Here is a 15689-nt window from a genome sequence, read left to right as displayed (position 1 = left end):
TCAATAAGACGATCATTTTAATGAAAAGTTGCATATCAAAGCAAAATCTTACTGAAAATAATCGCTTAAAAGGCTAAGTTGCTAAATGGAAGGAAAATAAAAACCCAGTGCCTTTTAAAACACTGGGTTCTTTTTATAAACTTAAGTCCGGTTCTAGCCTGCTTTTTTGGTGTCGATATAGAATTGTGGGTCAGTTTTAAAGTTATCCCCATTAATACTGGCAGCAACTTTGATCGTTTTCCACGCGTTGGTTGGATAAATTAAAGTATATGAATCTGGATTTAAACTGACCCTAATGGGCATATCAAAGCCTTTTACATCGGTTACCCAACGGTATGATAAGCTGCCATTAACAATTTTGTATTCTAATAACGGAATTTTAGTGTACCGTAAATATTGGTCGAAAACTTTATTGAGCTTTAAGCCACTTTCTTTACTGATATAATTTTCAATCTGTGCCGTAGTTACCGTTTGGTGATAAAAAGTTTTGTTCAGTCCGCGAAGGATTTGCCTGAATTTTTCGTCGTTATTTACCAACTGACGGATAGTGTGAACTAAGCTGGCCCCTTTAGGGTACATATCTCCTGATCCTTCCTTATTTACTCCGTAAGGACCAATTACCGGAATATCATTATTGATAATTTTATGCAGTCCCATGGCGTATTCGTTACCTGCTTTTTTGCCGGCTGTACATTCTGTATAGAGTACCTCTGAGTAATTGGTAAAGCCTTCATGTATCCACATATCGGCAATGTCTTTCGAGGTAATGTTGTTTCCGAACCACTCATGTCCGCTCTCGTGGATGGTAATAAAATCCCATTTGAGGCCATGGCCTGTTCCACTTAAATCTTTCCCCAAATAGCCCGGCTTAAATTGATTGCCATAGGCCACAGCACTTTGGTGCTCCATACCTAAATGCGGTGCCTGAACCAACTTGTAACCATCCTTATACCAAGGGTAGGGGCCAAACCAGTACTCGAAACACTTTAGCATGGGTTTAACATCGGCATCCCAATGTGGGCGAGCCTTGGCACTATCGGTTTGAAGTGCCCAATAGTCAATGCTCAACTTACCGTTTTCACCCTCGTAGCTATCCGTCCAGTGTGCATATTTTCCAATATAAAAGGTAACATCGTAATTGTTAATCGGGTTGCTTACAAACCAATTGTGTTGTTGGTAACCATCAGGTTGATCAACGGTGTTTCTTAATCTGCCATTAGAAATTTCCTGCAAGGCCTTAGGGGCACTAATACTGATTAACATACTGTCTACTTCGTCGCTTTGATGATCCTTGTTTGGCCACCAGCAGCTGGCACCAAATCCTTGACAGGCGACCGATACAAATGGATTTCCTGCGCTATCTTTCTTGAAGATGAAACCTCCATCCCAAGGTGGATTACGGGCTACAACCGGATTGCCAGCGTAAAACACTGTGAATTTATCTTTGGTTCCTTTTTTAATTGCCTGAGGAAAGGTTACAAAAACCGCATTGTATGCTCTGGTAAAAGGAATATTAGCTCCCTTATACACTACTTTTTCTACTTTCAAGTTAGCGAAAAGATCGAATTGCAGTTTTGTGAAATCCTGCGTTGCCGTAAAAGCGAATTCATTACTGCCGCTGATGTATTTTTGATCTATGTCTATTTTAACATCTAAGTGGTAATAATTGAGATCATAACAGCTTCGAAGTGCTGTGAGTGTACCTCTGAGGCTATCTGCCCGAGAGTTTACCTGGTTTTTGCCTAATATTTGTGCATTGGCTGATAAAATACCCAGCGTTAACGCCAGTGATAATAATATTTTTTTCATGGATTTATTTAATAACATCAACCTCAATAAAACTATCGTTAAAAACGGTTTGAGTAGCTTTAATGTAATCGGCTTCAGTAGCTTTATACGGATTTTCTACAAACTTTTGAGGATTGCGGGCGAATAAGGGGAAGGCAGTACTTTGAACCTGAATCATGATTCTATGTCCTTTCTTAAAAGTATGCAACACATCTTGTAGCTTCACATTAACATCTGTTTTCTGATTGGCAACCAAGGCTTCAGGTTTTTCAAAGCTGTTTCTAAAACGTGCCGGCATTATTTCCGAACGTACCATTTGCCAGTAATTGCTTAAAATAATGTTCTTGTTTGGCATGTAGGCATTGTTCTGTTCATCTGCAGGGTAAACGTCAATCAATTTTACAATAAAATCGGCATCGGTACCTGTAGTCGCAATTTTGAGGTGCGACATGATTTCTCCACCCAGTGTAATATCATTATCTAGTATTTCCGTTTGATACACCAATACATCTGGTCTGCGGCCTGCAAAGCGCTGATCTTCGCTCATGTAGTTGTGTGGTGTAAAACCAGTAGTAGTGCTTAAATCTTCGGTATAGGGAACAGGTTTAGCCGGATCGCTGATGTAGCTGGTAGAACCGGTAGCTGATGGTTCTGTTAGGCTTAATTTGCCATCGGCACCCAGGTAAAATTTCTGTTTGCTTACTTTTTCAGCAGGCCATTTGGCGAAGGTTTCCCATTCTTTCTTACCTGTATCGAACATATAAGCTTCAGGTAATCCCGAATTTTTATCGCCATTCCCTTTTAAGAAGTGGTGAAAGAATTTAGCTTCGATTTCTTTCTGATAGAATGTGGCAATGCTATCGCCAAAATATACGTTGCTATGCATGGTATGGCCAGTTTCGCGGCTCCATCTTCCATGGCCGAATGGTCCCATTACAATCGTATTGTAAGCATTTGGATTTTTTTTCTCGATGGTTTTGTAGATGTTTAAAGGTCCCGATAAATCTTCAGCATCATACCAACCGCCTACTACCATAATAGCTGGTTTAACGGTGTTGTAGTGCTTAAGTAAACCACGTTTTTGCCAGAACTCATCGTAGTTCGGGTGGTTAACGGTTTCTTGCCAGAAAAAGTTGTCTTTATAATATTTATCGGCATTGGTTAAGGGCCCCAAATCTAAGGCGAACTGATATCCGTCTTTGGTTTTAGGGTTAATCATTTGATTATTGTACCAGGCTTTAGAAGTCGTATCCGTTTTTTGAACCCCAAAAACCGGGAAAGTGAAGAAATAGCTCTGTAAGAAAGATCCATTATGGTGGAAGTCATCAAAAAAGAAATCGGAGATTGGTGCTTGTGGCGAAGAAGCTTTTAGTGCAGGGTGGTTACTTAAAATACCCGCTGCGGTGTAAAAACCAGGATAAGAAATTCCCCACTGACCAACCTTGCCGTTGTTGTTGGCTACGTTTTTAACCAACCAGTCGATGGTGTCGTAAGTATCAGAACCTTCATCTACATCTTTTTTACTTTTTTTATTGTCGATAACCGGTGTCATGTTGGTCCAGGTACCTTCGCTTTTCCAACGGCCACGAACATCTTGCATCACTACAATGTAACCCTCTTTCATCATCAGCTCTGAAGGGGCTAATCTTGCAGGGAATTTACCTTCACCGTATGGTGCAATGCTGTAACAGGTTCGCTGCATCACCATAGGATATTTCTTTGTTTTTGAAGCATCCTTAGGCGTGTAAATGGCTGTAAATAACTTTATACCATCGCGCATGGTGATGTAAACCTCTTTTTTAGTATAGTTTGCTTTTGGGTAATTGGCATCGCCCTGCGCAAAACCCGCAAAAGACGAAATCAATAATAAAGCGCTTATTTTAAGGGATTTCATTGTATATTATTTTAAAACTGAAACGGTAATGTACGAACTGTTAAAAGTATCGTGGTAAATTTTATGGGTGGCTTTCTGGAAATCCTGAGGTTCTGCCTGATAAATATTCATAAATTTCTGTGGATTTCTGTCTGCCAGCGGAAACCAGCTATTCTGAATTTGAATCATGATTTTGTGCCCCTTTTTGAAAGTATGTGCCACATCGGGTAGTGGATAATTCACTTTTGTAATTGCTCCAGGTACAAATGGTTCTGGTTTTTCGAAACTATTGCGATATTTTCCGCGCATAATTTCAGCACGAACCAACATTTGATAGCCGCCCATAATTAGGTTTTTAGGGTTAGGTGTCGGATTTGGTGCATCTTCCGGGTAAACATCAATTAGTTTAACTACATAATCGGCATCAGTCCCTGTAGTAGAAACCACTAAATTGGCTAATACAGAACCGGCTATAGTGATATCTTCTGTTAAAGCATCCGTTTGATAGGTTTTAACATCTGGTCTGCGGGCAGCAAAGCGCTGATCATCTATCATGTATTCGCGTGTACGTCTTGCCTGAACACCATCCTGATAAGGCACAGGGCTGTTTGGGTCGCTCACATATTCGTCCCAGCTATCTGTTCTGCCTACTTTTTCAAAACCCAGTTTTCCATTAGGCTGGAGGTAAAGGTTTCTCATTTCTGTTTCTTTTGGCGGCCAGGTATCAAACTTTTTCCATTCGTTACTTCCAGTTACAAAGATGTTGGCCTCTGCGGGGTTAAATTCACCTTCACCTTTTAAATAATATTTGAAGAAAGGTAATTCATATTGCTGTTGATAATCGATGCTGGTGGTTTTTCCGAAAGGGATGTCTCCAAAATAAGAGCCATCGCTACGCACCCAACCTCCGTGAAACCAGGGGCCGGCAACCAAAATGTTTTTAGCACCCGGGTTTTGTTTTTCAATGGCCTTGTAGGTGTCAAAAGTTCCATAAGCATCTTCTGCATCAAAAAAGCCGCCCACAACCATCACTGCAGGTTTTACCTGAGTTAAATGAGGGGTAATTAAGCGGGACTTCCAAAAGGTATCTAAATTTGGATGTTTGAATAAATCGTTCCAGAATTTAATACTGTCAACAAAATATTTGTCTTTCAGATTTTTAAGTGAGCCGGCCTCCAGGAAAAAACGGTAATTATCCTGGATAGGGAGTTGTAACCCTTTAGGGCCTTTGTCTGGGGTGATGGGTTTTGGCCGTGGAACGCCGAAAGTGCTCATGAAGTTAAAGGCATCCATTAAGAAAAGTGTTCCCCTATGGTGGAAATCATCTCCCATATACCAATCGGTAACGGGTGCCTGCGGAGAAACGGCTTTAAGTGCGGGGTGTGCATTGGGTAAAGCCGTAGTAGAGTAGAAGCCTGGATAGGAAATTCCATATATACCCGCTTTGCCGTTATTGTTTTTAATATTTTTTACCAGCCAGTCGATGGTGTCATAAGTATCTGTACTTTCATCAATAGCCGTTTTGCCTTTTTTCCCAACCACTTGTGGACGGATATCCTCAAATATACCTTCGCTCATCCATTTTCCACGTACATCCTGGTATACGAAAATGAAGCCTTCGCGCATCATGGCAGGGAAATTACCTAAGCCGGTTTTGTATTTATCTTCCCCATAAGGTTGTACTGTGTATGGCGTACGATTTAGCAGGAAAGGATATTTTTTAGTTTGATTTTTTGGTATGTAAATTGAAGTAAAAAGCTTAACCCCATCTCTCATTGGGATTTGCCTTTCTATTTTGGTGTAATTCTCTCTTACATAGGCAGAATCCGTTTGTTGGGCGAATAGTGAGGAAGAAACAAACAGACAAAATAATACGCTGAAAATTCTGGTCAGGGTCATTTGAAAAAATATGGTTATTGGATTAAAATTTAAAGATAGAACATTAAGCAGGGATTAGAAAAAAACATCCCGTAAAAGGTTTGTTAGCATTTAGTCCTGACTGTGTCAACACATTATCAAAATTTAGTTAAAAAATGTGAAGGAGTAATCTTTTTAACTTTTTTACCGTCATATATGTATTCGATTTAAACACAATAAAATGAAGAGGTTATTCAATAAAGGATTGGTTGTTTTTGCTGTGGCAGCAATGGTAACAACCTTAGGGGTAGATCAGGTTTTTGCACAACGTCCTAGTAGAGCAGGAGGCTCAGCAGGTGGTGGCGGTAGACCAAGTATTTCTTCACCATCGAGGGGCGGTTCTTCAAGAGGTCCGTCTATGCAGGCCCCTTCTGGCGGGCGTTATTCTGCTCCCTCAAGAATAGGAAGGTCAGAACGGAATGCCTATAATAATACCCGCCCAGGTTATCGTCCGGGGCCAGGCTACCGTCCGGGCTATGGTTATAGACCAGGTTACAGGTCTGGATATGGAAGGCCTTATTATAGACCATATTATAGTTATTACAATTTTTACAGACCATTTTTAGGTTTCAGAATCGGGGTGTTGCCTTATGGTTATTATCCATTTTATTTTGGGGCTAATCAGTTTTATTACTCGGGCGGATTGTTTTATCAGCAAAATGATAACCAGTACGAAGTGGTTACACCTCCTGTTGGTGCTGAAGTGCCAAGCCTCCCATCTGAGGCTAATTTGGTCACCATTAATGGTCAGGATTACTACGAGTATAAAGGCGTTTATTATACACAAACCACAAATGAAGATGGGAAAACGGTTTATGTTGTCGCTGGAAAAGATGGGGTTTTGAATACGGGAGACAATCCGGTAGATTCACATCAGATAGGGGATATTATTGATCAGTTACCTGAAGGATGCAGGGAGGTTACCATTAAAAATGAACAGTACTTTGTTTCTCCGGATGATGTGTATTATGAACAAGTGACTGATGGGGATAAAACTGGTTACCGGGTGATAGGGAAGCTTTTTTAGTATCGAGAATTTAGTATCAAGAATCAAGATTTGGTTTGTGGAGGAATGATGCTAAAACATTAAGGAGTTAAGGTTAGTTAAGACCGGTTTGATTTTATCAAAATGGTTCTTAACTTCTTAATGTTAGAAATACTATAGCATTGAGCAAAAAAACGTGTAGTAGTTAGGTTTAGTTAGATTGATTTTATCAAAATGGTTCTTAACTTCTTAATGTTAGTAATACTATAGCATTGAGCAAAAAAAACGTGCAGTAGTTAGGTTTAGTTAGATTGGTTTTATCAAAATGGTTCTTAACTTCTTAATGTTAGAAATACTATAGCATTAAGCAAAAAAACAGCCATTAGTTAAGTTTAGCTAGATTTTATCTTAACTTTTCTTAATTCCTTAATGTTAGAAATACTATAGCGTTGAGCAAAAAAACTCCAGTATTTAAGGTTAATTAAGATCGGTTTGATTTTATCTAATGGTTAACTCCTTAATTTTAGATGTATTCTAACATGGAGCAAAAATAAACTTCAGGGTAGTGAAGGGTGATTTTCCTAATTTCTGAGTGACTTAATTTCTAAAGATTAACATTGTCGTAACAATCCACGGAGATTGGCAATGTATATTTTTCCTATGTTTGTAGTTTAAATTATTGGACTTGAGATCAGCCAGAATTACATTTTCAGCATTCTATATAGCACTTCTTCTACTTTTTGCTTCCTGCTCAACAACCAGGCTGGATATCTCCAAAAAGGAAAGCAAAATCTCTTCCCTCAAATTTTTAAGTGAATATATTTTACCACTCAATCAAAAGTTCGAAAATACGGTGGTTGGTGGTTTATCGGGGATTGATTATGATGTTAAAAACGATCAATACTACCTCATTAGTGATGACCCTTCTCAGGTAAGTCCAGCACGGATATATACTGCTAGGATTGAAATTAATCGGGGTAAAATAGATACCGTACAAATTACAGGGCTCATTCCAATTCTTCAGGCTAATGGGAAGGAGTACCCTAAACTCGGAACAGATAAAACAGTAAAACCAGATGGTGAATCTGTACGCTATAATCCGCTCACAAAGCAACTGTTATGGAGCAGTGAAGGAGAAAGGCTATTTAAAAATGGAGATACGACTCTCGTTCAACCTGCATTAACTTTAATCAGCGAAAAGGGGGCTTACCTGGATACCATTCCCTTGCCAGCAGCATTTCATTTTACCAGGCAGGAGAAAGGTGTACGAAAAAATGCTTTTTTTGAAGGTCTAACCTATGCAGATGATTATAAAACCCTTTATGCCAGCTTAGAAGAGCCTCTTTACGAAGATGGCAAGCAAGCAGCATTTGGCTATGATAAAGCACTAACCCGAATTCTGCAGTTTGATGTCAAAACAAAGAAAAATACTGCTCAATATGCTTATAACTTAGGGGAATTGCCTGTTCAGCCCACGGTAGATATGGATTGGAACGTAAATGGTATCTCAGAGATTCTGGCCATTAACAAACATACTTTGTTGATTATGGAAAGAGCCTGGGCAAAAGGGCACGACGATCATACTTTCGTTAAACTATATCTGGTTAATTTGAATGGTGCTGAGAATGTAATCAATAACCCCTCTTTTGTACAAAATCCACCAAAACCATTAAGTAAGAAATTATTGTTTGATTTTGATACCCTAAACAGGCACATTGATAACTTTGAGGGCGTTACTTTCGGTCCGAAATTGCCTAATGGAAATCAATCATTAATTTTTTGTGTAGATAACAACTTTGGGAAAACACAAGTTCAACAGTTTTTTTTGTTCGAGGTAGTGACGGAGCAAGTCTCTAGTGCCAAGAATTGATTATCAAGAATCAAGTATCGAGAATCGAGAGGGGTGATTTGGTTAGGTGTTGAGTTGGTGAGTAGGGTTCTGCGCCTAAGACTCCACACTCCAAACCCTCAACTCCAAACTTGTTAATAGATTAGGTGATGAGTTGGTTAGTTGGTGAGTAGGGTTCTGCATCCAGGCCTCATGACTGTGGACTGCAGACTGATGACTTGTATAGTTGGTGAGGTAGTATCAAGTATTGAGAATTGAGAGGGGTGATTTGGTTAGGTGTTGAGTTGGTGAGTAGGTTTCTGCATCCAGGCCTCATGACTATGGACTACCGACTGAGGACTTATTTAATAGGTTAGTTGGTTAGGTGATGATTTGGTGAGTTTGGTTTTGCGCCCAGACTCACGACTATGGACTGCGGACTCCGGACTTGTAAATAGAGTGAATTGGGTCGTTCGCCCGGGACTCCATACTCCAAACCCTCAACTCCAAACTTATTTAATCATTATTTTACATCGCGCTGATCTTTAAGCTTTAGTCTTTCAGCATTAAGGGCTATCTAACTTTTACCTTAAACCTTTTTTCCCTACATTTGGGCAATCAAAATTATCAAGAAATTATGCAATACGACGTCGTTGTTATCGGTTCTGGTCCGGGCGGTTATGTAGGCGCAATTCGTTGTGCCCAATTAGGTTTAAAAACTGCTGTTATCGAAAAATATAAAACTTATGGAGGAACTTGCTTAAACGTAGGCTGTATTCCTTCAAAGGCATTATTAGATTCTTCAGAGCATTTTCACAATGCAGCACATACCTTCACTACCCATGGTATTAACCTGAAAGACCTGAAAGTAGATATGAAACAGATGATCGCTCGTAAAGACGACGTTGTGGCACAAAATACGGCAGGTATCACTTACCTTTTCAAAAAGAACAAAATTGATGCTTTTGAAGGTGTGGGTTCTTTCGTAGATAAAAACACGATTTTAGTTACCAAAGGTGATGGATCTACCGAAACCGTTACTGCAAAAAATGTAATCATTGCAACAGGTTCAAAACCTACAGCATTGCCTTTTCTCCCTATCGATAAAAAACGTATCATCACTTCAACAGAAGCATTAACACTTAAGGAAGTGCCAAAAACCATGGTTGTAATTGGTGGTGGGGTGATCGGTTTAGAATTAGGTTCTGTTTATGCCCGTTTAGGGACTAAAGTTTCTGTGGTAGAATTTTTACCATCTATTATCGGCACAATGGATGCTGGTTTAGGTAAAGAACTTCAACGTGTTTTAAAGAAAACTTTAGGCATGGAGTTTTACATGGGGCACAAGGTAACCGGTGCTACTGTTAAAGGTAAAACCGTAACTGTAACTGCAGACAATGCAAAAGGTGAGCCGGTAACTTTAGAAGCTGATTATTGTATTGTAGCAGTAGGAAGAACAGCTTATACTGAAGGATTAGGCTTAGATAAAATCGGTATCACAGTAGAAGAAAGAGGAAAGAAAATTCCGGTAAATGAGCACTTAGAAACTGCAGTGAAAGGTGTTTATGCTATTGGTGATGTGATTACCGGTGCAATGTTGGCACACAAAGCGGAAGATGAAGGTACTTATGTTGCAGAAACCATTGCCGGACAAAAACCACATATCAATTATAATTTGATTCCCGGGGTTGTGTATACCTGGCCAGAAGTTGCTTCAGTTGGACAAACGGAAGAGCAATTGAAAGCAAGCGGTGTAAAATACAAAGCAGGATCATTCCCATTCAAAGCCAGTGGAAGAGCGAAAGCGAGCATGGATACCGACGGTTTCATTAAAGTTTTAGCTGATGCTACAACTGATGAAGTTTTAGGTGTTCATATGATTGGTCCACGCGCTGCGGATATGATTGCAGAGGCGGTAATTGCGATGGAATTCCGTGCATCTGCAGAAGATATTGCACGCACCTGCCATGCTCACCCAACCTATACAGAAGCTTTAAAAGAGGCGGCATTAGCGGCTACTGATAACAGAGCGATTCATATTTAAGGTTGTAACGCTGATCATTCAGCACCCTATATGTTTAGTGATTTAACCCTGATTTTATATCAGGGTTTTTTATGCCTGATAATTGACGATTTCTTAATCAAATCATAACATTGGCCGACTGAATCCGGTTGCGCGGTGTTTTATTTTTGGATCATCAGATTTAAAACCAAATGAACCGAAAAAAATTGTTTGGAGCCTTGTTCCTGGCTTCTATGGCCCTGGCCGCTTGTAAAAAAACAGACCCTATTGATGAAACTATTCCAGAACCTGTTGTCGCAGAAAATATTTCCAGCTTTAAGGAAATCGCTTCAGTAGATTTAGGAAATACCACTGCTGCAGAAATTTCTGCTTACGATCCTTCAACCAAAAAACTATTCGTAGTGAGTAATGATGGGGGGGCGAAAGTGGAAGTATTGGATTTAGCTACCTATCCAACAATTTTAAAACTCAGAACTTTAACCTATCCGAATAATGCAGGTATCAACAGCGTTGCCGTAAACAGTGGTTTGCTTGCCATTGCTTTGGATGGTGCAAACAAACAAGGTAATGGCGATATTGTGGTTTTAAAAACTACAACATTAGAAGAGGTAAAGAAAATTACGGTTGGTGCCATGCCAGATATGGTTACTTTCAGTCCTGATGGAACTTATATCATCAGTGCCAATGAAGGTGAGCCAAATGACGAATACACTGTAGATCCGGTTGGTTCAATCTCCATTATCAATGTAAAAAATAATTATGCGGTGAAAACCTTAGATTTTTCTGGATTTGAAAGTTCAAAGGCTGCATTGGTTGCTGCTGGATTAAGAATTTATGGTCCAAATGCAAGTTTCGCACAAGATATAGAGCCAGAGTATGTTGCCGTTGCTGCCGATTCTAAAAAGGCTTTTGTAACGCTACAGGAAAACAATGCAGTGGCAGAAGTAGATCTTGTTGGGGGTACGATTACCAAGATCATTCCTTTAGGTGTAAGAGATATCAGTTTGGCTGAAAATGCCTTTGATGTAAGCGATAAAGATGGTAAGATTCAGTTGGGTACCTGGCCAATCAAAGCCTTTTACTTACCAGATGCCATCTCATACTTTTCGGTAGGTGATGCAAATTACCTTGCGTTGGCCAACGAAGGAGACACCCGTGCCTGGAAAGGATATGATGAAGAAGCAAGGGTAAAAAGCTTAAAGCTGGATGCAACTAAGTTTCCAACTGCCGCTACCTTACAACAAGATGCCAATTTAGGTAGATTAACCGTTTCAAAAGCTTTTGGTGATACAGATGGTGATGGTGATTATGACGAACTTTACGCTCCCGGAGGCAGAAGTGTAAGTATTTTAAATGCAAGCACCGGCCAACTGGTTGCTAATATTGGTAAGGATTTAGAGCAACGCGTGATTGATGCCGGAAAATATGATGACGAGCGTTCTGACAATAAAGGTGTTGAAGTTGAAGCAGTGACTGTAGCACAGGTAAACGGAAGAACATTGGCGTTTATCGGTATGGAACGTGTAGATATGGTTGCCACGTATGATGTTACTATTCCGTCTGCACCAAAGTTTGTACAATTATTTGCCACAGGCGATGCCCCGGAAGGCGTTTTGTTTGTGAAACCTAAGGATAGCCCGAATGGAAGAAGTTTGTTAGTAGTATCAAGTGAGGAAGATGGAACGGTAAGGTTTTATCAGCCGGATAGGCTTTAGTGTTGGGTAGTAGGAATCGAGTATCTAGTATCTAGAATCAAGTATCTAGTATAAAGTAGCAAGACAGGGTGCCAATGAGTTTGGTGCCCTGTTTTTTGTTTAAAAAGCCGTTAGTGTATAATGCAAATAAAAAGTACAGGATTTCAAGTATAGGCACCGGATAGCTATGCGCCTTGTCTAATTACTAACTACTCCATACTTTATACTAAAACCAGTATTTGTGTATTTAAAATTAACTCCTATATTGCAGACATAAAACTTTAGGGGTGCCGTCAATAGATGGCTGAGATTATACCCTCATCACCTGATTCGGTTAGTACCGGCGTAGGAAATAGTTTGTCGATCTTATCGTCCCCCTGGGGGATTGGAAGACTCCTAAAGTAATTAATCTAAAATTATGGAGTCTGTTATCATTGAAAATTTATTGTCGCCTGGCGAGAAAAATACTTCTGAACTTCGTGCTGCCGGGAGGAACGAGCAGCGTCATGTTCCTATAGCTGACCTTCAAAACGGGGCAAGCGCTAAAATGGAATATGTAAAAGTGCTTACCATAGCCGGTTCGGATAGTGGGGGAGGCGCAGGCATACAGGCCGATTTAAAGACTTTTTCGGCCTTGGGTTGCTTTGGTACTTCTGTTATTACCGCTGTAACCGCACAAAATACTCTGGGTGTTAAGTCTGTGCACGCTATTCCGGTTGAAATGATCAGAGATCAATTGATAGCCGTACTGGAAGATATTAAGCCCTCGGCGATTAAAATTGGGATGATCAACAAACCTGAAGTAGCCAAGTTAATTAAGGATGTTCTGGTATCGCAAGTGCCTAAAATTCCGGTCATTCTAGATCCTGTAATGGTAGCCACCAGTGGGCACCGGCTTATAGAGACCGAAACAGTTGATACCTTGCAGCACGAATTATTTCCTTTGGCTACCTTAGTTACGCCCAATATAGATGAGGCTGTTATTCTGGCGAAGCAGAAGATTGCTAATGTGGAAGAAATGATCGAAGCGGCCTACGCCATCATTAATCAGGGTGCCCATGCAGTATTACTCAAGGGAGGGCACTTGATTGGAGCAACCATTTATGATGTATTTGTAGCTAAAGGTGAAGCCCCGATTGTATTGGAAAGCCCCTATATCCATTCTGCCAATTTGCATGGTACAGGCTGTACACTTTCATCAGCTATTGCAGCCGAAATGGCGAAAGGAAATGATTTGATTCATGCGATCAAATTTGCTAAAAACTACATTGCTTCGGCATTGCGTGCGGGCGCAGGTGTTAAAACAGGGCAAGGAAACGGTCCCCTCAATCACTTTTTTGAACCTTTAAAACTAATAATGAAATGAAATGGAGTGATCAGGCCTGGGAAACGGTAAACTCAGTTTACGAGCAGATAATTGCCATGCCCTTTAATCAGGAATTGAGTGATGGTACATTGAGCCCAGATAAATTTGTTTTCTATCTCGCCCAGGATGCATTTTACCTTTTAGAATTTGGTAAAGCATTGAGTGCTATCAGTAGTCGGTTAAAATCGGCAGATCAGGTTTTGGCCTTTGCCAATTTTTCTTCGGGAGCCATATTAGCTGAACGTGCTTTGCACGAAAGCTACTTTGTAGAGCTGGGTTTACCCCATGAAATAGTGGCAACGCCAACTACGCTTTTATACACAAATTATTTGCTCAATCAGGCAGCCTATGCCAATGTAGAAGTAGCAGCTGCTGCGGTTTTACCATGCTTTTGGATTTACAAAAAAGTAGGCGATTATATCTTCTCAATACAAAAAGGAAGCAATAACCCTTACAAACGTTGGATTGATATGTATGCAGGTGAGGCCTTTGCTAAATCGGTTAAGCTGGCGATAGATATTACTGATGAACTTGCAGAAAAGGCAGGAAAACAAACCCGGATAGACATGATTACGGCTTTTGAGCAAGCGACAAAATTAGAATGGATGTTCTGGGATAGTGCCTATAATTTAGAAAAATGGAAAATATGACCCCAAAAGTCTAATTTATTTGCAAAAATGTGAATATAAATGAGAAAAAGTATCGGTATTAAAAGCAGAATTAAGACCTTTGTACTTTAATCTCTTATTATCATATTTTGGAAGAAGCAGCTGAACATCAGGAAAACACAAATCAATCTATCAATCAACCTGCAGTTGCGCAAAGTAGTCCAAACCGTATTCGCCTTGCTGTGTCCCTATTTTATTTTGGACAGGGAATTGCATTCGCTTCCTGGGCAAGTCGTATCCCGGATATAAAACATGCCTTAAGCCTCTCGGATGGCGAGTTGGGAAGTATTTTATTAGCGCTCCCGCTTGGGCAGTTGTGTACTATGCCTATCTCTGGTGGACTAGTGACAAAATATGGTAGTAAAGCTATTCTAACACTTACGGCACCACTTTATGTATTAGCCCTTAGTAATTTGGGCCTGGCGACCGCGCCATGGCATTTATTTGCCTTTTTATTTCTATTTGGTGTAATTGGTAATATGTGCAACATTGCCGTAAATACGCAGGGTGTGGAAGCAGAAAAGCTTTTTGGGCGTCCTATTATGACCTCTTTTCATGGTGCATGGAGTATTGCCGGGTTTTCTGGGGCATTAGTAGGCCTCTTAATGGTGAATTTACATATTATTCCCTTATATCATTTTTTAGTTATTGTAGCACTCATCTGGATCAACGTCTTATTAAACTATAAACATTTAGTGCCAGGAAAGGGCGCACAAACTGAGCGTAAACCAAAGTTATTTGTGAAGCCTGAAGGGGTATTATTACAGCTTGGGATTATTGGTTTCTGCAGTATGGCTACAGAAGGGGCCATGTTTGATTGGAGTGGGGTTTATTTTAAGGAAATCGTTAAAGCACCCTCTTCTCTGGTCATATTAGGATATGCTTCCTTTATGGTGATGATGGCTACAGGCAGGTTTGTTGGCGATTCTATTATCCAAAGAATGGGAAGAAAGCGGACCATTCAAATCAGTGGTCTTATCATCTCAACAGGAATGTTTTTATCGGTGTTTTTACCTTATATCATTCCATCAACTATTGGTTTTATGCTGGTGGGTATTGGTGTATCAAGCATTGTTCCAACAGTTTATAGCGTTGCAGGTAAGAGTGGTAAAATTGCTCCGGGAATGGCCATTGCCATGGTGTCAAGTGTGAGTTATCTGGGCTTTTTAATGGGTCCACCCCTTATCGGATATATTTCAGCATTATCCAGCTTGCGTTATTCTTATGCGGTAATTGGTTGTTTCGGGTTGTTTGTAAGCTTTATCGTTGCCAAGATTAAGGCGATGGATTAGCGGGCAAAATGGTCTTCTTGACGAGTCTAAAACTCTCTTTTCTAGTTGTAGCATCTCGCTAAGACTTAATTACTTCTTTTTTCCTCATCGCCGGAAGGGCTCTTACCTTTTTCTTGAGTGGCCGTTGCACAACTAACAAGGGTTGATAACTTAACTTTATTTTTTTGTTATTTCTTAATATTTTGAAACATGCAAGGGAAGAAACACTTTCAGGAAAAACTATTTGTAAGTTTCCAGCTGTCAAATGCCGTTCCT

The 15689-nt window shown here is 40.1% G+C and carries 11 protein-coding genes and 1 riboswitch; of the genes, 7 read left to right on the top strand and 4 right to left on the bottom strand.

Annotated elements, in window-relative coordinates; genetic code table 11:
* Positions 1-153: 153 nt before the first annotated feature.
* The 3 genes from BMX11_RS20785 to BMX11_RS20775 are packed head-to-tail and all read right to left on the bottom strand — an operon-like array spanning position 154 to position 5560.
* Entirely contained in the window at positions 154-1809 is a 1656-nt protein-coding gene (locus BMX11_RS20785) for a M1 family metallopeptidase (protein WP_090888436.1), read from the bottom strand.
* 4 nt (positions 1810-1813) lie between these two features.
* Complete coding sequence (locus BMX11_RS20780) at positions 1814-3682, bottom strand: CocE/NonD family hydrolase (RefSeq protein ID WP_090888339.1); 1869 nt, start codon at positions 3680-3682, stop codon at positions 1814-1816.
* Positions 3683-3688: 6 nt separating this feature from the next.
* Positions 3689-5560, bottom strand: a complete 1872-nt coding sequence (locus tag BMX11_RS20775) for a CocE/NonD family hydrolase (RefSeq protein ID WP_090888337.1) — start codon at positions 5558-5560, stop codon at positions 3689-3691.
* A 199-nt stretch (positions 5561-5759) separates the two neighbouring features.
* Here BMX11_RS20775 and BMX11_RS20770 point away from each other — a divergent pair, with 199 nt between their 5' ends.
* The 7 genes from BMX11_RS20770 (at position 5760) to BMX11_RS20740 (ending at position 15434) form a co-directional block, all read left to right on the top strand.
* A complete protein-coding gene (locus BMX11_RS20770) occupies positions 5760-6605 on the top strand; it encodes a DUF6515 family protein (protein ID WP_090888334.1) in 846 nt (281 codons plus the stop codon).
* Between the two features lie 643 nt (positions 6606-7248).
* Positions 7249-8433 carry an esterase-like activity of phytase family protein gene (locus BMX11_RS20765; RefSeq protein ID WP_175474635.1) on the top strand — a complete coding sequence of 395 codons (1185 nt, stop codon included), beginning with the start codon at positions 7249-7251 and terminating at the stop codon, positions 8431-8433.
* A 595-nt stretch (positions 8434-9028) separates the two neighbouring features.
* Positions 9029-10435 carry a dihydrolipoyl dehydrogenase gene (gene lpdA, locus BMX11_RS20760; protein ID WP_090888434.1) on the top strand — a complete coding sequence of 469 codons (1407 nt, stop codon included), beginning with the start codon at positions 9029-9031 and terminating at the stop codon, positions 10433-10435.
* A 170-nt stretch (positions 10436-10605) separates the two neighbouring features.
* On the top strand, positions 10606-12129 hold the full coding sequence (locus BMX11_RS20755; RefSeq protein ID WP_090888328.1) for a choice-of-anchor I family protein: 1524 nt from the start codon (positions 10606-10608) through the stop codon (positions 12127-12129).
* Between the two features lie 252 nt (positions 12130-12381).
* A riboswitch (TPP riboswitch) is annotated at positions 12382-12477 on the top strand.
* 49 nt (positions 12478-12526) lie between these two features.
* Positions 12527-13474 carry a bifunctional hydroxymethylpyrimidine kinase/phosphomethylpyrimidine kinase gene (gene thiD, locus BMX11_RS20750; protein ID WP_245738730.1) on the top strand — a complete coding sequence of 316 codons (948 nt, stop codon included), beginning with the start codon at positions 12527-12529 and terminating at the stop codon, positions 13472-13474.
* A complete protein-coding gene (locus BMX11_RS20745; protein ID WP_090888325.1) occupies positions 13471-14124 on the top strand; it encodes a TenA family protein in 654 nt (217 codons plus the stop codon). Before thiD ends, BMX11_RS20745 begins: the two co-directional genes overlap by 4 nt.
* 107 nt (positions 14125-14231) lie before the next feature.
* Positions 14232-15434 (top strand): MFS transporter, encoded by a 1203-nt coding sequence (locus tag BMX11_RS20740; protein WP_090888322.1) that lies wholly within the window; start codon positions 14232-14234, stop codon positions 15432-15434.
* Between the two features lie 58 nt (positions 15435-15492).
* Here the strand turns inward: BMX11_RS20740 and BMX11_RS24570 are convergent.
* On the bottom strand, positions 15493-15689 hold a 197-nt coding region (locus BMX11_RS24570), incomplete at its 5' end, for a hypothetical protein (protein ID WP_217643890.1).

The sequence above is a fragment of the Pedobacter rhizosphaerae genome (assembly GCF_900111155.1).
Lineage (GTDB): Bacteria > Bacteroidota > Bacteroidia > Sphingobacteriales > Sphingobacteriaceae > Pedobacter > Pedobacter rhizosphaerae.
The sequence above is the reverse complement of the archived record's forward strand: the minus strand, read 5'-3'. Positions and strand labels throughout refer to the sequence as shown.

Bases quoted from the DNA above. Each gene is read 5' to 3' on its own strand.
- BMX11_RS20785 (WP_090888436.1), bottom strand. From the start codon at position 1,809: ATGAAAAAAATATTATTATCACTGGCGTTAACGCTGGGTATTTTATCA.
- BMX11_RS20780 (WP_090888339.1), bottom strand. From the start codon at position 3,682: ATGAAATCCCTTAAAATAAGCGCTTTATTATTGATTTCGTCTTTTGCG.
- BMX11_RS20775 (WP_090888337.1), bottom strand. From the start codon at position 5,560: ATGACCCTGACCAGAATTTTCAGCGTATTATTTTGTCTGTTTGTTTCT.
- BMX11_RS20770 (WP_090888334.1), top strand. From the start codon at position 5,760: ATGAAGAGGTTATTCAATAAAGGATTGGTTGTTTTTGCTGTGGCAGCA.
- lpdA (WP_090888434.1), top strand. From the start codon at position 9,029: ATGCAATACGACGTCGTTGTTATCGGTTCTGGTCCGGGCGGTTATGTA.
- BMX11_RS20755 (WP_090888328.1), top strand. From the start codon at position 10,606: ATGAACCGAAAAAAATTGTTTGGAGCCTTGTTCCTGGCTTCTATGGCC.
- thiD (WP_245738730.1), top strand. From the start codon at position 12,527: ATGGAGTCTGTTATCATTGAAAATTTATTGTCGCCTGGCGAGAAAAAT.
- BMX11_RS20745 (WP_090888325.1), top strand. From the start codon at position 13,471: ATGAAATGGAGTGATCAGGCCTGGGAAACGGTAAACTCAGTTTACGAG.